Below are 18,830 nucleotides of genomic sequence, written 5' to 3' on the forward strand. Positions count from 1 at the left end.
GGCACCCTGAAAACCTGGGCACCCTGAAACCTGCGTCCCTGAAACCGGGGCAGCTCACTCCCGGATGCGGCGGAACAGGCTGCGCAGCGGGTCGTAGCGGCGGTCGGCCACCCGCTCCTTGAGCGGGATCAGCGCGTTGTCCGTGATGTGGATGTGCTCCGGGCAGACCTCGGTGCAGCACTTGGTGATGTTGCACATGCCCAGGCCGCCGTCACCGCGGGCCCGCTCCGGCCGGTCGGTCGCCTCGTCCAGCGGGTGCATCTCCAGCTCGGCCACCCGCATCAGGAACCGCGGCCCGGAGAACGCCTCCTTGTTCTCCTCGTGGTCGCGGATGACGTGGCAGGTGTCCTGGCACAGGAAGCACTCGATGCACTTGCGGAACTCCTGCGAGCGCTGCACGTCCACCTGCTGCATCCGGTACTCGCCCGGCTCCAGGTCCGCGGGCGGCGTGAAAGCCGGGACTTCGCGGGCCTTCACGTAGTTGTAGGAGACGTCGCAGACGAGATCCTTGATCACCGGGAACGTGCGCATCGGCGTCACGGTGATCGTCTCGTCCTCCGCGAACTCCGACATCCGCGTCATGCACGTCAGCCGCGGGCGGCCGTTGACCTCCGCCGAGCACGAGCCGCACTTGCCCGCCTTGCAGTTCCAGCGCACCGCCAGGTCCGGGCACTGGGTGGCCTGCAGCCGGTGGATGAGGTCCAGCACGACCTCGCCCTCCTCGGCCGCCACCTCGTAGTCCACCAGCTCGCCGCCGCTGTCCGAACCCCGCCACACGCGGAAATGCGCCTGATACGCCACGCCGGTTCCCTCCTCACACCTGCGCTTCGCCCAGTTCGTCCGGCACGAAGTACTTGCGCAGCTCCTCGATCCGGAAGAGCTCCAGCAGGTCCGCCCGCACCGCGGGCTGCTGCTGCTCGGACACCCGGATCCCGTCCCCGTCCCGCTCGCAGACCAGCAGCGTGCGGCGCCAGGGCGCCTCCATCGCCGAGTGGTCGTCGCGGGTGTGCCCGCCGCGGCTCTCGGTGCGCAGCAGCGCCGCCCGCGCCACGCACTCGCTGACCAGCAGCATGTTCGCCAGGTCCAACGCCAGGTGCCAGCCCGGGTTGAACTGCCGGTTGCCCTCCACCGCGAGATCCGCTGCGCGGCGGGCGATGTCGTCCACCCGCTCCTGCGCGCGCCGCATCTCCTCGTCCCGGCGGATGATGCCGACCAGATCGTTCATCACCCGCTGCAGCTCGGCGTGCAGCGAGTACGGGTTCTGCGCGTTCTCCCGGCCCGCGCGCTCGAACGGGAGCTCCGCCCGGCGCGCCGCATCGTCCACATCGGACTGATCTGCCTCGGGGCGGGCGTCCAGCGCGGCCACGTGCTCGGCCGCGCCGACGCCCGCGCGGCGGCCGAACACCAGCAGGTCGGACAGCGAATTCCCGCCCAGCCGGTTGGATCCGTGCATACCGCCCGCGACCTCGCCCGCGGCGAACAGCCCCGGCACCCGGGACGCGGCGGTGTCCGGATCGACCTCCACCCCGCCCATCACGTAGTGGCAGGTCGGGCCGACCTCCATCGGCTCCGCGGTGATGTCCACATCGGCCAGTTCGCGGAACTGGTGGTGCATCGACGGCAGCCTGCGCAGGATCTCGTCGGCGGACAACCGGCTGGACACGTCCAGGAACACACCGCCGTGCTCGGTACCGCGACCTTCCTTGACCTCGGCGTTGATCGCCCGCGCCACCTCGTCGCGCGGCAGCAGCTCCGGCGGCCTGCGGTTGTTGTCCGGATCCTCGTACCAGCGGTCGGCCTCGTCCTCGCTGTCCGCGTAGTTGTCCTTGAACACCTCGGGGATGTAGTCGAACATGAACCGCTCGCCCGCGGAATTGCGCAGCACACCGCCGTCCCCGCGCACCGACTCGGTGACCAGGATGCCCTTCACGCTCGGCGGCCAGACCATGCCCGTCGGGTGGAACTGCACGAACTCCATGTTGATCAGCGCCGCACCCGCGCGCAGCGCCAGCGCGTGCCCGTCGCCGGTGTACTCCCACGAATTCGACGTGACCTGGAACGATTTGCCGATCCCGCCGGTGGCCAGCACCACCGCGGGCGCGCTGAACCGCACGAACCGGCCGGACTCGCGCCAGTAGGCGAACGCGCCCGCGATCCGCCCGGCCGGATCGGTGAGCAGCTCGGTGACCGTGCACTCCTGGAACACCTTGATCCGCGCCTCGTAGTCACCGTGCTCGGCGTGGTCGGCCTGCTGCAGCGACACCACCTGCTGCTGCAGCGTGCGGATCAGCTCCAGGCCCGTGCGGTCGCCGACGTGCGCCAGACGCGGGTACTCGTGCCCGCCGAAGTTGCGCTGGCTGATCCGGCCGTCCGCGGTGCGGTCGAACAGCGCGCCGTAGGTCTCCAGCTCCCACACCCGCTGCGGCGCCTCCTTGGCGTGCAGCTCGGCCATCCGCCAGTTGTTCAGGAACTTCCCGCCGCGCATGGTGTCCCGGAAGTGCACCTGCCAGTCGTCCCGCGAGTTCACGTTGCCCATGGACGCGGCGATCCCGCCCTCGGCCATGACGGTGTGCGCCTTGCCGAACAGCGATTTGCACACCACCGCGGTGCGCAGCCCGCGCGAGCGCGCCTCGATCGCCGCGCGCAGCCCGGCGCCACCGGCACCGATCACGACGACGTCGTAGTCGTGCCGCTCGATGTCCACCATCGACGATCCTTCCGGGTCAGTTGATCAGCCGCGGATCGGCGAACACGCCCGCGGCGATCAGCATCACGTACAGGTCGACCAGCGCCACCGACACCAGCGACAGCCAGGCCAGCAACATGTGCTTGCCGTTCAGCCAGGTCGCCTTCATCCACAGCCAGTAGCGCACCGGGTGCCGCGAGAAGTGGTTGATCCGGCCGCCGACCAGGTGCCGGCACGAGTGGCAGGACAGCGTGTACGCCCACAGCAGCACGATGTTCACCAGCATCAGCACCGTGCCCAGGCCGACGCCGATCCCGCCGTCCGTCCCGCGGAAGGCGATCGCGGTGTCCCAGGTCAGCACCAGCGCCACCAGCAGCGCCAGGTAGAAGAAGTACCGGTGCGAGTTCTGCAGGATCAGCGGCAGCCGGGACTCGCCGGTGTAACGGCGGTGCGGTTCGCCCACCGCGCAGGCCGGGGGTGACGCCCAGAACGACCGGTAGTAGGCCTTGCGGTAGTAGTAGCAGGTCACCCGGAAGCCGAGCACGAACGGCAGCACGAACACCGGCGGCGGCGCCCACGGGCTCAAGTCGGGGAACGGCTGGCCGAAGTGGCTCGCCCCCGGCACGCAGGCCGTGCTCAGGCACGGGGAGAAGAACGGCGCCAGGTAGTTGTGCTCCGGCACCCAGTACCACTGGTTGAGGAACACGCGGAACGTCCCGTAGAGCACGAACGCGGACAGTGCCAAGAAGGTGACCAGCGGCTGCACCCACCAGCGGTCGGTGCGCAGCGTGCGTGCGGAGATCGTGGCTCGACCGGTGGTGGGCGGTGCCGACATGCGCAGACCTCGTCGTCGTGGGTGTCGGACGGCAGGGGCCGGTGCGCGGCGGCACCGGTGCCGGGCTGGCTGGCTGGCTTTCGAGGGTGATCATTGTGCGGCGGCGGGCGGGCCCGCAGGTAGCCCGCCAACCGGCTCAACCCGTTCGAGCGATCCGCCGCGGCCCGGTTCGGTGACGGCGCGCGGCGCTACTGGTACGTGCGCCCGCCGAGGCCCTCGTCGTCGGCATCCCGCCACAGCGACGGGTCGTAGGGGGTGTCCGGCACCAGCACCACGTCGTCCGCGGGTGCGGCGGCACCCCGCTGCTGGGGAAGTTGGCTGGACAGCTCGGTGATGTCGATGTCCAGCCGGTCGATGTCGTTGCTGATCCGGCGCACCTGGGCCGTGTCGCCGTGGTGCGAGCGCAGGGTCGCGACGCTGCCGCGCAGCTGGGACAGCGCCCGCTGCAGCTCGGCCAGCGGGGTCGTCGAGGCCATGCCGAACACCTCTTCCGGCTAGGGGATTCCGGCCTCGACTCTGCCCCGAACCGACCGATGTGACAAGTACCACACTTTTGATCACCGGCATTTCGCCCGACCGGGCTCGCCCAGCGCAGCGGGCCCCGCGCTGCTGCCGGTCAGCGCTGGGAGTCGGCGGTGGCGGGCGGCCGTGGCCTCCGCGCGGTTCGCGCGTAGGCGCTCCGCGTGCCGCCGCGACGACGAGCAGCACGATCCCGGTGCCGAGCAGCCCGACCTGCACCAGGTCGAGCCCCCGGGGCACCGGACTCGAACGGCCCCCGGAAGCTCAGCAGCCCGCGTTCGTGATCAGCACGACGTTCACCGCCACGTACAGGTCATCGACCGGGAGCCGCCGCTGTGCAGCACCGCCCGACGTACCAGCACGGCCACCGCGACCAGCGTGCATGCCAGCCAGCACCCGATCGCGGCCATCCAGCCCGCCGAGCCCTGGGAACAGGCAAAAGTTCCGCAAATCCTGGAGACGTCACCCCGAAAAGAGTTGCGGATGCGGCGGAGCGCGGAACCGTCAGCTGCGGAACACCTTCCGGACATCGGAATCGCGCAGCGCGGAGCGCACATCGGTGTACCGCGCGGCACGGCGGAAGTCGGGCGGACCGATTTCCTGCAGTTCCCCGGCTTCTCGTGCTCGGCGGTGCTCGCGCCGGAGCCCCGGCAACAGCAGCACCGAGACGAGCACACCGGCGGCGAACAGCGCGAACCGCCGCGCGGAACCCTCGGGCAGGAACAGCAGTCCGAGCAGGTTGCCCGCCGAGGGCGCCAGGAGTGCGATGACCATCCGCACCCGCACCCGGCGCGGCCAGCCGCCCGGTCGCGCCGTCATCGCCCGAACACCGCCCGGATCCCGGAGAACCGGGTGACCCCGCGGACATCCGAGGGGACCTGCGGCGGCAGCGCACCCGCCGCCCGCGCCCGTCGGAACTCGCGCAGCTGCAGCGGCACCACGATCAGCATGCCCGCACCGGCGACCAGCACCACCGCGGTGCGCCACGCGTCGTCCGGCAGGTACATCCCCAGCAGGTTCATCAGCACCAGCACGATCACGGCCAGGGACAGCCCCTCATGCATCCGCCTGCGCCGGCGCTGCTCCGGCAAGCCGCGCAGCACGGGACCGGGTTCGGCAGGCATCCGGCCAAGCTGACCCGACCAGCAGATCAACAGCAACGCGGCGAGACCCGCACCACCCGGCCTCGGGCGGCGAGTATGCGCTCGTGCTTGCCCCATCCCGCGATCAGCAACGCCTCAATCTTGTGATTGTCGCCATATGCTCCAAACGGGTCATCTACTGCGAGATGGCCACATAAGCCATTCCTCGTCCGGATCATGAACAGCCAGCTGCAACAAGGAGGGGCGCGCCGTGACGGGACCAGGGTTCGAGGCCGACTACGAAATCATGAACAACGCGAGGCTACGAATTGAAAGCGTCAAGGAAAACCTTTCGGCCAGGCGATGCGTCAACTGGAACACAATGCGGAGAAGGCCACCAGGAATCCTGAAGCCGTCCTAAACGGAAGCTTCTCCGCCACATCAGGAAACGTGACGGTATGGGTGGATACCCTTGGCCGGACGGAATATTACCGAATCGCCCCGAACAGTGTCTTCGAAGGCGACGAAATCCGGCTGATCGAAGGGTTAAACGCGGCAACCCAGGAAGCACGCCGGAAGGCTGATCACCTCGAGTTTGACGAAGAGTCGGACGATGCACGCGCTCAGCCTGCGAGCGAAAGACCGAAACAACAGCCCTCGTGGTACCAGGAGCCTCCGCACGAAGGGAACGCGACGTGGCTGCATTGAACGGGATCCGCGCCGGGGTGCTCTGCCTCGGCCTCGTCGTGGTCGCCAGCGGGTGTGCGCCGCCTGCGCAGGGGTATCGGGACGAACCGGGCGCTTGTTCAGTGCTGTCGGACGCCAGTGTCGTCGAGCAACTCGGTCCGGAAGCCGTGGACATCCCGAACACCGCCGATGTCGAGGACGGGGACGAATCCCGGTCGAGCACCTGCGAATGGGAATCGCTCCACCCACCGCACTGGGGATCGCCCGCCACCGCGTGGATCAAGGTCACCACCCACGTATCGATCACCGACAACCGCGAACCCGACCCGGAAACCGCACGAGAACGCTACCGGTACAGCGGCCTCGCCGGTGAGACTCCCGATGCGCCACCGGACGTGATCGGCGACGCATCCCGGCAACGATTCCGCCCCGGCGACGGAGGGCTCCAGATTGTCGAGGTCGACGCCCTGCGCGCCAATGCACGCATCACCGTCGAATACTCCGGGGGAGGAAACAGGGACTTCGTCCCCTACTCCATCCCCCGCGAGCAGCACGAACGCGCCACCCGGGACATGGCGCGGGACGTGCTGCGCGGCCTGGGGCCGCCGCAGTAGTCCCCGGTCAGCCGTTGCGGGACGGGGCCAGGGGTTCTTCCGCGTCGTCGAGCGGTGGGAAGTCGCGGGTGCGCTTCCGGCGGCGGGCGAGCGCGGTGCCCGCGGCGCTCGCCGAGAGCGCGATCCCGGCGAACGCACACACCACGGCCGGCAGCGAGCCCGTGCCCAGCACCGCGCCGAGCAGCACCAGCAGCAGGCCACCGAAGGCCAGCCCGCGGATCAGCTCGCCGCCCGGATCGGCCTCGTCACGCATCGAGGGCATGCGATCACGCTCCGTCCTGCACGCGGCGGCGGTCCAGCACGAACGAGACCACCCCGGCGATCATCAACAGCAGCCCGCCGACCGCGCACACCAGCCCCGGCACCGAGCCGTTGCCCGCGACCAGGGCGCCGATGACGACGACCCAGGCGACGGCGACCAGCACCATGGTCCGTCGCGACACATCCGACCTGCCCGCACGTTGTCCAGCCACAGCTGGATCCTCGCCCGCCCGAGAGATCGACGGCAAATCGGGTCCCCGCCGGCCACTCGAACCCGGTCCGACCTGCTCGTCCACCGGCACAACCCGCCCGTTTGGTCCACTGTGGACGGATGATCACCCCCGCGAAGTCGTGCTCGCGAATCATTGTGACGGCGTTCGAACCGTGCAACGCTGATCAGACCGGGTCCATCCGGACGGCACCCCGCGTCGGAGGCGGCTGAGCTGCGCAGCACCGCCGGGCGCGGAAGCCGGGACGACCACGCGAGCCGGAGGTGATGCCGCGGCGAACATCCGCCCGCGCAGCGGCGGACCAGCGTGCGCCGGACGAACCGGCCCACGTCCCACCACTTCCCGAACGCGACTGCGATGACTGCGAGGCAGCATTGAGCATCCTCGGTACGCGGGTCGAACGCCGCGAGGACCCGCACCTGCTCACCGCGGGCGGGGTCTACGTGGCCGACCTGGCCGACCCCGCCCTGCACGGGGCGTTGCACGCCACCTACGTGCGCAGCCCCCTGGCCCACGCTCGGATCACCGAGATCGACACCGCCGACGCCCGCGCCATGCCCGGCGTCGCCGCCGTCTACACCGGCGCCGACGTGGACCTGCCGCCGTTCCCGCCGGGCGGCGGGATCAGCGGACCGCCGCCGGAACAGATGGGCCGACCGCACCTGGCGCACGACACGGTCCGGCACGTCGGCGAGCCCGTCGCGGTGGTGCTCACCGAAACCGCCGCCCAGGGCGAGGACGCCGCCGAACTGGTCTCCGTCGACTACGACCCGCTGGACGCGGTGGTCGACGTGGACGACGCGCTCACCGACGACACCCTGCTGTTCCCGGACGCGGGTACCAACACCACCGGCAGCATCGGCGACGCGGACGACGCGCTGTTCGACGGCTGCGAGGTGGTGGTCAGCAAGCGCATCGAGAACCAGCGGGTCGCCCCCGTTCCGCTGGAAGTGCGCGCGGCCGCGGCCGCCTGGGAAGGCGACAAGGTCACCCTGTGGCTGTCCAACCAGAACGCGCAGGCGTGCCGGGACGCGCTGATGGAGAACCTGTCGCTGCCCGCCGAGCGGATCCGCGTGGTGACCCCGGACGTCGGCGGCGGGTTCGGCGCCAAGATCGGCGTGGAGAACGAGGCCGCGCTGCTGGCCTGGCTCGCGCAACAGGCGCAGCGGCCGGTGCGCTGGGTCGAGGACCGCGGCGAGAACATGGTCGGCATGACCCACGGCCGCGCCCAGCGGCAGCGGATCACCGTCGGCGGCGACCGGGACGGCCGGATCAAGGCCTACCGGCTGGACATCGTGCAGGACACCGGCGCCTACCCGCGGATGGGCGCGTTCCTGCCCATGTTCACCAAGATGATGGCCAGCGGTGTCTACGACATCCCGCGGGTCGAGTGCACGGCCCGCTGCGTGGTCACCAACACCACGCCCATCGCCGCCTACCGCGGGGCCGGGCGGCCGGAAGCCACCGCCGCGGTCGAGCGTGCCGTGGACCTGTTCGCCGCGGAGACCGGCATCGACCCGTCCGAGGTGCGCAGGCGCAACCTGATCCGGCCCGAGCAGTTCCCGTACGCCACGCCCGGCGGGATGACCTACGACACCGGTGAGTACATCGCCGGGCTGGACGCGGTGCTGGACGCGGCCGACTACCCCGCGCTGCGCGCCGAACAGGACGAGCGCCGCCGCCGCGGGGACGCCAAGCAGCTCGGGCTCGGCCTGGCCAGCTACGTGGAGATCACCGCGCCGAACAACACCGAGGGCGAGCACGGCAGCGTCGAGATCCGGCCGGACGGCAGCGCTCTCGTGCTCACCGGCAGCTCCCCGCACGGCCAGGGGCACTGGACCTCGTACGCGATGCTGGTCTCCGACGAGTTGGGCATCGACCTCGACCGGATCGAGGTGGTGCACGGCGACACCGACCGCATCCCGAACGGGGTGGGCACCATGGGGTCGCGCTCGCTGCAGCTGGGCGGCTCCGCGGTGCACCGGGCGGCCACCGACGTGCTGGACAAGGGCCGCAAGCTGGCCGCCGAACTCATCGAGATCGACGAGTCCGACCTGGAGCTGACCGGCGGGAACTGGCAGGTGCGCGGCACGCCCGGGGTCACCGTGTCCTGGGCGCAGCTGGCCGAGCGCGCGGGCGGGCTCAACGCCGAGGTGCACTTCACCGAGGATCGGCCCACGTTCCCGTTCGGCACCCACCTGGCCGTGGTGGAGGTGGACACCGAGACCGGCAAGGTCGACTACCTGCGGCACATCACCGTCGACGACGCGGGCCGGATCATCAACCCGGTGCTCACCGAGGGGCAGCGGCACGGCGGCATCGCGCAGGGCGCGGCGCAGGCGCTGCTGGAGGAGGCCTCCTACGACGCCGACGGCAACCCGCAGAACGCCACGCTCGCCGACTACGCCATCGTCACCGCCGCGGAGCTGCCCAGCTTCGAGCTGCTCACCATGGAGACCGGCACGACGCTGAACCCGCTCGGGGTCAAGGGGATCGGCGAGGCCGGGACGATCGGCGCGACGCCCGCGGTGCAGAACGCGGTCGTGGACGCGCTGGCGCACCTGGGTGTCCGGCACATCGACATGCCCACCACGCCCCAGCGGGTGTGGACCGCGATCAACGAGGTCTGAGGAGGACTTCCGTGCACGTTTCCATCACCGTCAACGGCGAGCAGCGCGGTCACGACGTCGAGGACCGCACGCTGCTGGTGCACCACCTCCGGGACGACCGCGGGCTGACCGGCACCAACGTCGGCTGCGACACCACGTCCTGCGGCGCGTGCACCGTGCTGCTGGACGGCGAGTCGGTCAAGTCCTGCACGGTGCTGGCCGCGCAGGCCGACGGGCGCTCGGTCACCACCATCGAAGGTCTGGCCGAGGGCGAGCAGCTGCACCCGATGCAGCAGGCGTTCCGCGAGCACCACGGCCTGCAGTGCGGGTTCTGCACTCCGGGCATGGTCATGGCCTCGGTCTCGCTGCTGGACGAGAACCCGGATCCGACCGAGCAGGAGGTGCGCTCCGGGCTGGAGGGCAACCTCTGCCGGTGCACCGGGTACCACAACATCGTCCAGGCCGTGCTCAGCGCGGCGGAGCAGAAGTCGGGAGCCGCCGAATGATCCCTGCACCGTTCACCTACAAGAAGGCCGGCTCGATCGACGAGGCGCTGCAGCTGCTCGGCGAGCACGGCGATGACGCGAAACTGCTGGCGGGCGGGCATTCGCTGCTGCCGCTGATGAAGCTGCGGCTGGCCGTGCCGGAGGTGCTCATCGACCTCGGCGCGCTGCACGACCTGGCGCACATCACCGCGGACGGCGACCAGGTGCGGATCGGGGCGCTGACCCGGCACCGCGAGCTGGAGTCCTCGGCGCTGCTGGCCGAGCAGGTCCCGCTGCTGGCGCACGCGGCGGGCACGATCGGCGATCCGCAGGTGCGGCACCGCGGCACCATCGGCGGGTCGCTCGCGCACGGGGACGCGGCGTCCGACCTGCCCGCGGTGCTGCTGGCGCTGGACGGCGTGCTGGTGGTGCGCGGGCCGTCCGGGCAGCGCGAGGTCCCGGCGGCGGAGTTCTTCACCGACTTCTTCGAGACCGCGGTCGGCGAGGACGAGCTGCTCACCGAGATCCGGGTTCCGGCGAATCCGGGCGAGGGCTGGGACTTCCAGAAGTTCACCAAACGCGCCATCGACTGGGCCATGGTCGGCGCCGCCGTGGCCGGGGACCGGATCGGCCTGATCAACATGGGGCCGACCCCGCTGCGCGCCCGCGGGGTGGAGGAGGCGCTGGCCTCCGGTTCGGACATCAGCGCGGCGGCGCAGCGGGCCGCAGAAGGCACGTCCCCGCCGGACGAGCCGGGCGCGAGCGCCGAGTACCGTGCGCACCTGGCCCGGGTGCTGGTGCGCCGCGGTCTGGAAACCGCGCGGGCCCGCCGGGCCTGACCGGCTGCGGTGACCGCCCGAGCGCTCGGGCGGTCACCGCCGCGCCCGCGCCACGGCAGCGGTGAGCAGGAACAGCACCCCGCCGAGCAGCCACACCGGGTCCCAGACCAGCACGAAGTACCAGTACCAATGCGTCACCGGGCGGCCGAGATCGAGCGCGCCGCTGAGCACGAGGGCATTGCCGACCAGGCCGAACAGCCCGTGCAGCGTCATCACCAATCCGGCCGCGACGTTCACCCCGGACACCAGCAGCCCCGGCAGCCGCGCGCCCCACGGCGCCACCGCCGCCAGCGCGAGCAGCCCGAGGAGCACCTTGACCAGCGCCGCACCCAGGTTCGCGGGCAGCAGCAGCGGATCCGGCTGCTGTTCGAACGGATGCGCTCCGGTGGTCCCGCCGAACGCCCAGAACACGTTCAGCGCGGCGAAGGCGAACGCCCAGACCGCCGCGGCCCGCGCGGACCACGGCTTGGCGAAGCGCGATGGTTCCTGCACCCCGCCATCGTCCCGCGCGGCGCCGGTGGTCACCCGCGGGCGGTCTCGGCGAGCTGCTCGGCCAGCTGCGGGGTGGCGGCGGCGATACCGGACCAGCGGCGGGTCAGGTCCGGATCGAAGTCCAGGTCCCGGCCGTGCAGGTCCAGCAGCGCACCACCGGCCGCGGGCAGCGCCACCAGCGCCGCGGCCAGGTCGACGATCCGGTGCGTGTCGGATGCGGCATCCAGGAACGCGTCCACCGACCCCTCGGCGACCAGCGCGGCCTCCAGGCAGCTGGTGGACAGCACCCGGATCCGGCCCGCGCGGCGCGCCACCCGCCACCAGGCGTCCGCGGTGCGCTCGTGCGGGCGCAGCAGGTCGACCGCGGCGCCGTCCAGCTCGGTGCGCCCGGACGTGCGGTGGGGGCTGCGTTCGCCGCGGCGGGCCGACCAGCAGCGTCCGGTGTCGAACCAGCAGGTCAGCGACTCGACGGCCGTCCGGTCCCGGACGAGCGTCGCCGCGAACGCGGACAGCGGGACGCCCGCCGCGGCGTTGGCGGTGCCGTCGACCGGATCGACCACCAGCGTCGTGGCCGAACCGCGGTCGACGAACCCGATCTCCTCGCTGAGCAGGTTCAGCCCGTGCTGCGCGGCGACCTCGGCGACCGGTTCCTCCACCAGCAGGTCCAGCCGCATCGCCGCGGTGCCGTCCGCGCCCACCGCACCGGTTTCCGCGAGCCGCGCGCGGCTGTGCGCGGTGCGGGCGGCGCGGAACGCGGTACCGGCCGCGCGCGTCGCCTCGGCCAACACCGGGTGCGTGTCCGACGGCAGCCGCGGATCCGGGTTCGACCAGCCGATCATGCTCATCGCGCACCTCCGGGCAGCACGTCGCGCACCACCGGCCACCGGCCACCGGACTCCACCAGCACCAGATCGGCGCGCAATCCGGACCGCAGCGCACCGCGGTCGTCCAGGCCGGCGACCTCGGCGGGACCGCCGGTGACCAGCCGGACGGCCCGCGCCAGCCCGGTCTCGGCGGCCAACCGCCACACCGCGCCCAGCAGCCCGGACGGCAGGTAGTCCGAGGCCAGCGCGGTCACCAGGCCGCGGGACACCAGTCCGGCGGCCGAGACGTTGCCGGAGTGCGAGTTGCCGCGCAGCACGTTCGGCGCCCCGGCCACCACCGGCAGCCCGTGCTCGCGGGCCGCTTCGGCGGCGTCGACGGTGGTCGGGAACTCGGCGACCGCCCCGCCGCGGGTGCGCAGCGCGACGATCTCCGCGGCCGACTCCGGATCGTGCCCGAGCAACCGGATCCGCTCGCGGCGCGCGAGAGCGCCCAGCCACGCCAGGTTCTCGTCCCGCAACTCGGCCAGCGAGCCGCGTTCGGCGACCATGTCGGTGACGTGCTGCTCGGCCTGCTGCGGACTCATCCCGTCCGCACCGACCAGGTACTCCTCCATCCGGGTGCGGTCGACGTACTGGCCGATGCCCGGGGTGTGGTCCTCGTGCGAGACGAGGGTCGTGCCGGGCAGCGAATCCAGTTGCCGTTCCAGGGCTTTCGCGCCGCCCACCGAGCGGACGTCCAGGCGCAGCAGCAGCCGGTGGTCCACCGGGCCGTCCCGGCGGCGTTGCACCGCCGCGCACAGCTCCTCGGCGGTGCCGATGGTGCGTTCGGTGCCGCGGGCGGTCTTGTGCTGGAACGCGGCGCCGTGGAAGGCGGTGGTGACCCCGGCAGCGGCGAGCTTGGCCTCCAGGGACAGCACGGCGAAATCCCAGGGCAGCAAGGCCGCCGGCCGGGGTGCGCGCTCGCGTTCCAGCGCGTCGCTGTGCACGTCGACCAGTCCCGGCAGGCACAGCGCGCCGTCGCCGTCGGCATCGCAGCCCGCACCCGGCGGGTGGTCCTCGACCGCGGCGATCCGCCCGTCCCGGACGACGATCCGGCTGTCCTCGGCCACCCGATCCGGCAGCACGGCGCGGACGTGGCCGAGCACGTAGTCGGCGGGCACGCGGCCCAGCGGCCAGCCGGTGCGCGTCTCGGTGCTGCTCATGCCGCCACCCCCAACACCTCGTCGGCGCTGCCGGAACGGACGATGTGCCCGTCGGCGAGCTCGACCACCCGGGTGGCCAGCCTGCGGATCGCGTCCAGGTCGTGGAACACGGCCAGCACCGCGACACCGCGGTCGCGCAGCGAACCGATGAGCTGCAGCGCGAGTTCCCGGTTGGCCGGGTCCAGCGCGGACACCGGCTCGTCCAGCAGCAGCAGCTGCGGTGGGCGCACGGTCCCCGCGGCCAGGTTCACCCGCTGCCGCTCCCCGCCGGAGAGCACGCCGCAGTCCACGTCCCACAACCCCTCGTCCAGGCCGACCCCGCGCAGGGCTTCGGCCGCCGCGTCGCGCGCCGGTTCCCGGTCCAGCCCGCGCCTGCGGGCCGCCGCGGCCACCACCTCGGCCGGGCCGGTGCGCGGGGGCGTGGCCAGGAACTGGGACACGTAGCCGAGGTTGCGCCCGCGCAGCCGGGCCAGGTCGCGGTCCGGCAGACCCGCCAGGTCGATCGGGCCGTGCTCGGTGCGCAACACCACGGATCCGGCGTCCGGCACGTAGCTGCGTTGGGTGCAGCGCAGCAGGCTCGACTTGCCCGCGCCGCTGGGCCCGGCCACGGCCACATGCTCGCCGGCCGCGACGTCCAGGTCCACGCCGCGCAGCGAGACGACCTGCCGCCCGTCGACGGTGTGCAGGGTGAACGTCTTGCGCAGCCCGCGCACGGTCAGCACTTGTTCCACTGTGGACCTCACCTTCGTGCCGCGGCGACGAGCCGCTGCGTGTAGGGGTGGTGCGGATCGGCGAACAGCTGGTCGGTCAACCCGCTCTCCACGACCCGGCCGAGCTGCATGACGATGCTGCGGTCGGTGAGCGCCTCGATCACCGCGAAGTCGTGGCTGACCACGACCGCGGCGGTGTCCCGTTCGCCGAGCAAGCCGCGCAGCAGGTCGAGCACCCCGGCGGCGACCGAGGCGTCCAGGCCGGTGGTGGGCTCGTCCAGCAGCAGCACCGGCGGATCGGTGGCCAGCGCCTTGGCGATCTGCACCCGCTGGCGCATCCCACCGGAGAACTCGGCCACCGGATCGTCCATCCTGGACAGCGGGACCTCGACCCGCTCCAGCAGTTCGGCGGCGCGTTCGCGGATCGCGCGGAACCCGCGCCAGCCCGCGGCGGTGAGCCGCTCGGCGACGTTGCCACCCGCGGTGACCCGCAGGTCCAGCCCCGCGGCCGGGTCCTGGTGCACCAAGGACAGCGTGTCCACCCGCAGCGCGCGGCGCACCGCCGGATCCAGTTCGTGCAGCCCGGACCGGCCGCCGTCCACCGCCGCCAGGTGCACGGTTCCCGCGGTGGCCGGCTCGTCGCCCATCACGCAGCGCAGCACCGTCGACTTGCCCGAGCCCGATTCGCCGATCACACCCAGCGCTTCCCCGGCCGCCACGTCGAAGGTCACGTCCCAGGCGGCCACCACCGCACCGGTGCCCGGGCTGATCGCGGTCCCGGTGTCCGGGCCGGTCCCGGCGACCGCGGCCGCCCCGCCGGCACCGTGCACCTTGCCGATGCCCTCCGCCCGCAGCACCCACTCCGGGCGGTCCTCGCCGACCGGGCGGCGTTCGCGCACCTCGGTGCGCTGCGGCGGTTCCGCGGGCAGCAGCGACTCCGGCAACGGGTGCACCTCGTCGGCGGCGTCCCCGGCCGCGAACCGGGTGCACCAGTCGGAGTCGCTGCACACGTACCCGGTCGGCCCGCCCTCGACCAGGAAGCTGGTGCCCGATCCGCAGTAGCCGCAGGACGCCCCGGGCACCTGCTCCACCTCGAACGGCACGTCGTCGAAGGTCAGCGGCAGCACATCGGTGTGCGGCGGGATCGCGTAGATCCGCTTCTCCCGGCCCGCCCCGTAGAGGTTGAGGTGCGCGCACCGGTGCAGCTTGGGCACGTCCCAGCGCGGCACCGGGCTCGTGGCCATCACGTACCGACCGCCCACCAGCACCGGATACCCGGTGGACTTGGTGATCACGCCGTTGCGCACCAGGTCCTCGTACAGGCTCACCCACATCGCCGAGTAGTCGCCGTCGGCGTGCATCCGGGCGCACTCGACCACGGACTTCTGCACACCGCGCAGCGGTTCCGGCACCGGGACCTGGTACACGAGCACCTGTCCCGCGCCCAGCGGTTCCTCCGGGATGCGGTGCCGGGTCTGCACCACCGTGGCCGAGCGGGTGTCGGTGTCCGCGGCGCAGCCGGTGGTCCCGGCGATCATCCGGCGCAGGTTGACCGCGTTCACCCCGCCGTCGTCGCCCTGGTCGATCACCTTCACGGTGTCCGAGCCGCCGACCACGGCCAGCGTCACCTGCAGCCCACCGGATCCCCAACCGCGGGCCACCGGCATCTCCCGCGACCCGAACGGCACCTGGTAGCCCGGCACGCACACCGCGACCAGCGCGGCGCGGCGGATCTCGCGCTTGGCGCCCTCGTCCAGGATGTGCGCGCGCTGCTCGGCGTCCACGGCCATCTCGCGGACCGAGCGCGTCGTCGGTGCGGCGGTCATCGGCACTCCTCCCCGAACGGCTCGGGCACGCGTGGTTGCTGCGGGGCATCCGCGGTGCGCCGGGCCAACTTTCGGTCCACCATGGACCGGAATGTCACGTAGTGCGGCAGTTTCAGGTGTTCCAGGAAGCCGCCCGAGTCCAGCCCGTCGGTGGTCAGCAGCAGCAGCTGCTCCAGCGGGCTGTCCGGTCCGGCGCGGCGCCAGGCGATGTCCAGGTTGGCCATCGCGATCGCCTTGCGCTCGTTGTGCCCGAAGCACAGGCCGTAGCCGACGTCGAACCGGGTGCGGTCCTCCTCGGCACCGTCCAGGTCCTCGATACCCTCGGCCTCGGTGACGCGGATCCGCCCGAACGACACCGGATTCCCGGTGTGCGGGTGCCGCACGTGCAGCCGGATCCGGCCGTGCCGGGTATCGCCGAGGGTGATCTCGTGCACATCGCCGTCCGGACCGAGGATCGAGCGGTACCACAAGCCCACCAGCGCACCGGTTTCCGCGCGCGCCATGCTGGACAGCACCGCCGAGCGCGGTGCGGGCGGGCGCGCGGCCGCGCGGGTGATGTCGAACGGTTCCGGGTCGTCGGCGGGCGGGTCGTGCTGCACGGCCAGGTCGAGTTCGCGCAGCAGGTCCAGGAACCTGCGCGGATGCCGCTGCTCGGCGGTTCCGCCGTCGTCGGCGGGGGTTTCCGCCGGTTCGGGCTGCTCCGGCGGGCCGTCCGGGCGTTCCAGCAGCCTACCGGTGTAGTCGGTGGTGCGGCCCAGCAACTGCGGGCCGTCCGGGGTGCGGTGCGCGGGCACGATCCGCCGCAGCACGGTCATCTGGTCCGGGTCGACCGGTTCGGTCACCGCCAGCCGCGGCAGCGTCGACCGGTAGGCACGGACCAGGTGCGCGGCCTCCAGCACATCGCCCTCGGCCTGCCGGAACGCGTCGGCGGCCACGTGTGGGTCGTACAGCCCGGCCTCGCCCATGATGCGGTCCACCGCCAGCCGGAAGCGCAGCACGATCTGCTCGGTGCTCGCCCACTCGGCGTCGGCGTGGTCGCGGCGGCGGCGCACCAGCCGTTCAGCGGCCAGAATCGCGTCCATCCCACCGCGGACTCCGGAATATCCCATCAGCTAGCTCCTTCGACGCGGGTCGATCGCGGCAGGCCGGCCAGCCGTCCGTCCGGGGCGACCAGCAGCAGGTCCGGTCCGGCCGGGAAACCGGACAGCGCGGCGCGCTGCGCGGTGAAGTCGTCCGGTAGCCCGCGCACCCGCAGTTCCCGGCTGCCCGGCACGCCCGGCCCGGTCAGCTGCAGCGCGGTTCCCGCGCTGAACCCGGCCACGGCCAGGGTGATCAGCGCCGCGCGTTCCGGGGCCGCGGCGCTTCCCGCGGGAAACCGGTGCAGCGGCACGGTGTCGCCGAGAACGGCGGCCAGCCGGGCCCGTTCCGGCGGCACGAGCGGGGATCCGGTCGCCGTGCGCACCGCGTCGTGCTCGGTGTCGGTGAACACCGGGGTGTCCAGATCGGCCAGCGACAGCAGCGGCAGCAGCGCCGCGGGCAGCCCGGCCTCCGGCAGCTCCCGGAGCTCGCCGGGTTCGGCGAGCGCGTCCAGGCTCGCCCGGAACACCAGCTGGGTGGTGTCCCGGTCCAGTTCGGTGGCAGTGGCCATGCGGGGTCCCTCCGGTGCGCCGCGATCCGCGGCGGGCGCGGTCACAGCTCCTCGAATTCGACGATCGTGGGCGCCAGTTCGGCCCATTCCTCCCGGTCGGCGGCCTCCCGCCGCGCCAGCACGTCCTGGCACAGCCGGTCCGCGGCGCCGCCGTCGAGCCCGGTGCGGGCAGCCGCGTCCACGATCGCGGCGGCCAGCGCGGCGGGCCGGTCGTCGCCGAGGCGCAGCGACCAGCCGCGCTGCCCGGCGAGTTCGACCTCGGCGCGGCAGGCCAGCGCATCGCCGAGCAGGAAGCGCTCCTGTCGGACGGGTTCGCGCACCTGCACCGGGACGCAACCCACTTGCGGGCGCACCAGCACGGCCGGTTCGGCGCCCGCGGCGAGGCAGTCGTCGGCCAGGTCGATCAGTTCGGCGGATTCGGCCTCGGCGAGCAGTTCTGCGCGCAGTTCGGTGTTCACTCGTCCTCCGGGGGTCGGTGCGGACCGTCCATCTCGACGACGATCCGCGCGGAATCCGGTCGCGACCACGTGTGACTGGCCAGCACCGGGCGGCCGGTTCCCTCGTCGCAGCTGAGGCTCTCCACCAGCCACACGGGCCTGCCGAGTTCGGTGGCCAGGCCTTCCACCACCTCGGTGTCGGGCAGGTCGTAGCTGACCCGGCACCACGCCCGCACCGGCCGCACTTCGCCGAGCTGGCGCAAGATCGCATCGACCGACTCGACGGCGTGCACGGCGATGGCCGGATCGGGCAGCACGTCGCCCGGCACCCACTCGTTCGACCACGAGGTGAGCAGTTCGTCCACGTAGTACTGCCGGACGAGCAGGTGCGCGGGATCGCCCGCGGGCCGGCGGAGCCGTTCGGCCACGCCCGGCGGCAGGCCCGCGCTGCGCACGTCGCGCACCACGGACCGCGGGTCGCCGCCCGCCTCGCGCACCGTGCGGTGCCAGGACGGGGCGCGGCTCTGCGAGATGGCGTAGTCGATGCGGCGGTTGACGAACGTCCCCGCACCGCGGACCCGCCGCACGAGCAACCGCTGTTCCAGCTCCTGCACGGCCGCCCGGGCGGCGGCCCGCCCGACGGCGAACCGCACGCCGATCTCGTGCTCGCTCGGCACCCGGGACCCGGCGGGCAGGTCCGCCAGTTCCCGGGCGAGTTCGTCGGCTATTTCCAGGTACCGGCTTCTGGCCACATCCGAGAGCGTGGTCGCCGAGCTTGTCCGGACATCTGCGGTGGCGTCAACGGCCGGGACCGGTCAGGTGAACAGCGGGAACACCTGTCGCG

General features: G+C 72.3%; 22 protein-coding genes. 5 read left to right on the top strand and 17 right to left on the bottom strand.

The window, feature by feature from the left end; translation table 11 throughout:
* Positions 1-54 precede the first annotated feature (54 nt).
* From IQ251_RS18870 to IQ251_RS18895, 6 genes are all read right to left on the bottom strand, one after another.
* A complete protein-coding gene (locus IQ251_RS18870; protein ID WP_193930300.1) occupies positions 55-801 on the bottom strand; it encodes a succinate dehydrogenase/fumarate reductase iron-sulfur subunit in 747 nt (248 codons plus the stop codon).
* 13 nt (positions 802-814) lie between these two features.
* On the bottom strand, positions 815-2,707 hold the full coding sequence (locus IQ251_RS18875; RefSeq protein ID WP_193930302.1) for a fumarate reductase/succinate dehydrogenase flavoprotein subunit: 1,893 nt from the start codon (positions 2,705-2,707) through the stop codon (positions 815-817).
* A 16-nt stretch (positions 2,708-2,723) separates the two neighbouring features.
* Positions 2,724-3,521: a succinate dehydrogenase subunit SdhC gene (gene sdhC, locus IQ251_RS18880; RefSeq protein ID WP_193930304.1), complete on the bottom strand. Its 798-nt coding sequence runs from the start codon at positions 3,519-3,521 to the stop codon at positions 2,724-2,726.
* A gap of 188 nt (positions 3,522-3,709) precedes the next feature.
* A complete protein-coding gene (locus IQ251_RS18885) occupies positions 3,710-3,997 on the bottom strand; it encodes an Rv0250c family protein (protein WP_193930306.1) in 288 nt (95 codons plus the stop codon).
* A gap of 547 nt (positions 3,998-4,544) precedes the next feature.
* Entirely contained in the window at positions 4,545-4,859 is a 315-nt protein-coding gene (locus IQ251_RS18890; protein ID WP_193930308.1) for a hypothetical protein, read from the bottom strand.
* Positions 4,856-5,164, bottom strand: coding sequence for a hypothetical protein (locus IQ251_RS18895; RefSeq protein WP_193930310.1), 309 nt, complete (start codon positions 5,162-5,164; stop codon positions 4,856-4,858). The genes IQ251_RS18890 and IQ251_RS18895 overlap by 4 nt, the downstream gene beginning before the upstream one ends.
* 321 nt (positions 5,165-5,485) lie before the next feature.
* Here IQ251_RS18895 and IQ251_RS18900 point away from each other — a divergent pair, with 321 nt between their 5' ends.
* A complete protein-coding gene (locus IQ251_RS18900) occupies positions 5,486-5,830 on the top strand; it encodes a YbaB/EbfC family nucleoid-associated protein (RefSeq protein WP_193930312.1) in 345 nt (114 codons plus the stop codon).
* The gene (locus IQ251_RS18905) at positions 5,818-6,423 is read left to right on the top strand and encodes a hypothetical protein (RefSeq protein WP_193930314.1); all 606 of its coding nucleotides are present in this window, start codon (positions 5,818-5,820) and stop codon (positions 6,421-6,423) included. The genes IQ251_RS18900 and IQ251_RS18905 overlap by 13 nt, the downstream gene beginning before the upstream one ends.
* A 7-nt stretch (positions 6,424-6,430) precedes the next feature.
* Here the strand turns inward: IQ251_RS18905 and IQ251_RS18910 are convergent, their stop codons facing one another.
* Entirely contained in the window at positions 6,431-6,685 is a 255-nt protein-coding gene (locus IQ251_RS18910) for a hypothetical protein (protein ID WP_193930316.1), read from the bottom strand.
* Positions 6,686-6,689: 4 nt separating this feature from the next.
* Positions 6,690-6,896, bottom strand: coding sequence for a hypothetical protein (locus IQ251_RS18915; protein ID WP_193930318.1), 207 nt, complete (start codon positions 6,894-6,896; stop codon positions 6,690-6,692).
* A 392-nt stretch (positions 6,897-7,288) separates the two neighbouring features.
* On the opposite strand from IQ251_RS18915, the gene IQ251_RS18920 reads away from it, so the two are divergent.
* From IQ251_RS18920 to IQ251_RS18930, 3 genes are read left to right on the top strand one after another with little or no spacing between them, the layout of a single operon-like run.
* Positions 7,289-9,544: a xanthine dehydrogenase family protein molybdopterin-binding subunit gene (locus IQ251_RS18920; RefSeq protein WP_193930320.1), complete on the top strand. Its 2,256-nt coding sequence runs from the start codon at positions 7,289-7,291 to the stop codon at positions 9,542-9,544.
* 11 nt (positions 9,545-9,555) lie between these two features.
* Positions 9,556-10,029: a (2Fe-2S)-binding protein gene (locus IQ251_RS18925; RefSeq protein ID WP_193930322.1), complete on the top strand. Its 474-nt coding sequence runs from the start codon at positions 9,556-9,558 to the stop codon at positions 10,027-10,029.
* Positions 10,026-10,847 carry an FAD binding domain-containing protein gene (locus IQ251_RS18930; RefSeq protein ID WP_193930324.1) on the top strand — a complete coding sequence of 274 codons (822 nt, stop codon included), beginning with the start codon at positions 10,026-10,028 and terminating at the stop codon, positions 10,845-10,847. The genes IQ251_RS18925 and IQ251_RS18930 overlap by 4 nt, the downstream gene beginning before the upstream one ends.
* A gap of 33 nt (positions 10,848-10,880) precedes the next feature.
* On the opposite strand, the gene IQ251_RS18935 is transcribed toward IQ251_RS18930, so the two are convergent.
* The 9 genes from IQ251_RS18935 to IQ251_RS18975 are packed head-to-tail and all read right to left on the bottom strand — an operon-like array spanning position 10,881 to position 18,738.
* Positions 10,881-11,339, bottom strand: a complete 459-nt coding sequence (locus IQ251_RS18935) for a DUF3995 domain-containing protein (protein ID WP_193930327.1) — start codon at positions 11,337-11,339, stop codon at positions 10,881-10,883.
* Positions 11,340-11,368: 29 nt separating this feature from the next.
* A complete protein-coding gene (locus IQ251_RS18940; RefSeq protein WP_193930329.1) occupies positions 11,369-12,184 on the bottom strand; it encodes an inositol monophosphatase family protein in 816 nt (271 codons plus the stop codon).
* Entirely contained in the window at positions 12,181-13,365 is a 1,185-nt protein-coding gene (locus IQ251_RS18945) for an alpha-D-ribose 1-methylphosphonate 5-triphosphate diphosphatase (RefSeq protein ID WP_193930331.1), read from the bottom strand. The genes IQ251_RS18940 and IQ251_RS18945 overlap by 4 nt, the downstream gene beginning before the upstream one ends.
* Complete coding sequence (locus IQ251_RS18950; protein WP_193930339.1) at positions 13,362-14,096, bottom strand: ATP-binding cassette domain-containing protein; 735 nt, start codon at positions 14,094-14,096, stop codon at positions 13,362-13,364. Before IQ251_RS18950 ends, IQ251_RS18945 begins: the two co-directional genes overlap by 4 nt.
* 8 nt (positions 14,097-14,104) lie before the next feature.
* The gene (locus IQ251_RS18955; RefSeq protein WP_193930341.1) at positions 14,105-15,901 is read right to left on the bottom strand and encodes an alpha-D-ribose 1-methylphosphonate 5-phosphate C-P-lyase PhnJ; all 1,797 of its coding nucleotides are present in this window, start codon (positions 15,899-15,901) and stop codon (positions 14,105-14,107) included.
* Positions 15,898-17,010 carry a carbon-phosphorus lyase complex subunit PhnI gene (locus IQ251_RS18960; RefSeq protein WP_193930343.1) on the bottom strand — a complete coding sequence of 371 codons (1,113 nt, stop codon included), beginning with the start codon at positions 17,008-17,010 and terminating at the stop codon, positions 15,898-15,900. Before IQ251_RS18960 ends, IQ251_RS18955 begins: the two co-directional genes overlap by 4 nt.
* Positions 17,010-17,549, bottom strand: a complete 540-nt coding sequence (gene phnH, locus IQ251_RS18965) for a phosphonate C-P lyase system protein PhnH (RefSeq protein WP_193930345.1) — start codon at positions 17,547-17,549, stop codon at positions 17,010-17,012. The genes IQ251_RS18960 and phnH overlap by 1 nt, the downstream gene beginning before the upstream one ends.
* A 41-nt stretch (positions 17,550-17,590) precedes the next feature.
* Positions 17,591-18,007 (bottom strand): phosphonate C-P lyase system protein PhnG, encoded by a 417-nt coding sequence (locus tag IQ251_RS18970; protein ID WP_193930348.1) that lies wholly within the window; start codon positions 18,005-18,007, stop codon positions 17,591-17,593.
* The gene (locus tag IQ251_RS18975) at positions 18,004-18,738 is read right to left on the bottom strand and encodes a GntR family transcriptional regulator (RefSeq protein WP_193930350.1); all 735 of its coding nucleotides are present in this window, start codon (positions 18,736-18,738) and stop codon (positions 18,004-18,006) included. Before IQ251_RS18975 ends, IQ251_RS18970 begins: the two co-directional genes overlap by 4 nt.
* Positions 18,739-18,830: the final 92 nt, after the last annotated feature.

Origin of the sequence: Saccharopolyspora montiporae (assembly GCF_015209505.1) — a bacterium.
Classification (GTDB): domain Bacteria; phylum Actinomycetota; class Actinomycetes; order Mycobacteriales; family Pseudonocardiaceae; genus Saccharopolyspora; species Saccharopolyspora montiporae.

Coding starts and splice junctions, on each gene's coding strand:
- IQ251_RS18900 (WP_193930312.1), top strand. CDS start 5,486: ATGCGTCAACTGGAACACAATGCGGAGAAGGCCACCAGGAATCCTGAA.
- IQ251_RS18955 (WP_193930341.1), bottom strand. CDS start 15,901: ATGACCGCCGCACCGACGACGCGCTCGGTCCGCGAGATGGCCGTGGAC.
- IQ251_RS18910 (WP_193930316.1), bottom strand. CDS start 6,685: ATGCCCTCGATGCGTGACGAGGCCGATCCGGGCGGCGAGCTGATCCGC.
- IQ251_RS18885 (WP_193930306.1), bottom strand. CDS start 3,997: ATGGCCTCGACGACCCCGCTGGCCGAGCTGCAGCGGGCGCTGTCCCAG.
- IQ251_RS18890 (WP_193930308.1), bottom strand. CDS start 4,859: ATGACGGCGCGACCGGGCGGCTGGCCGCGCCGGGTGCGGGTGCGGATG.
- IQ251_RS18960 (WP_193930343.1), bottom strand. CDS start 17,010: ATGGGATATTCCGGAGTCCGCGGTGGGATGGACGCGATTCTGGCCGCT.
- sdhC (WP_193930304.1), bottom strand. CDS start 3,521: ATGTCGGCACCGCCCACCACCGGTCGAGCCACGATCTCCGCACGCACG.
- IQ251_RS18930 (WP_193930324.1), top strand. CDS start 10,026: ATGATCCCTGCACCGTTCACCTACAAGAAGGCCGGCTCGATCGACGAG.
- IQ251_RS18875 (WP_193930302.1), bottom strand. CDS start 2,707: ATGGTGGACATCGAGCGGCACGACTACGACGTCGTCGTGATCGGTGCC.
- IQ251_RS18945 (WP_193930331.1), bottom strand. CDS start 13,365: ATGAGCAGCACCGAGACGCGCACCGGCTGGCCGCTGGGCCGCGTGCCC.
- IQ251_RS18895 (WP_193930310.1), bottom strand. CDS start 5,164: ATGCCTGCCGAACCCGGTCCCGTGCTGCGCGGCTTGCCGGAGCAGCGC.
- phnH (WP_193930345.1), bottom strand. CDS start 17,549: ATGGCCACTGCCACCGAACTGGACCGGGACACCACCCAGCTGGTGTTC.
- IQ251_RS18940 (WP_193930329.1), bottom strand. CDS start 12,184: ATGAGCATGATCGGCTGGTCGAACCCGGATCCGCGGCTGCCGTCGGAC.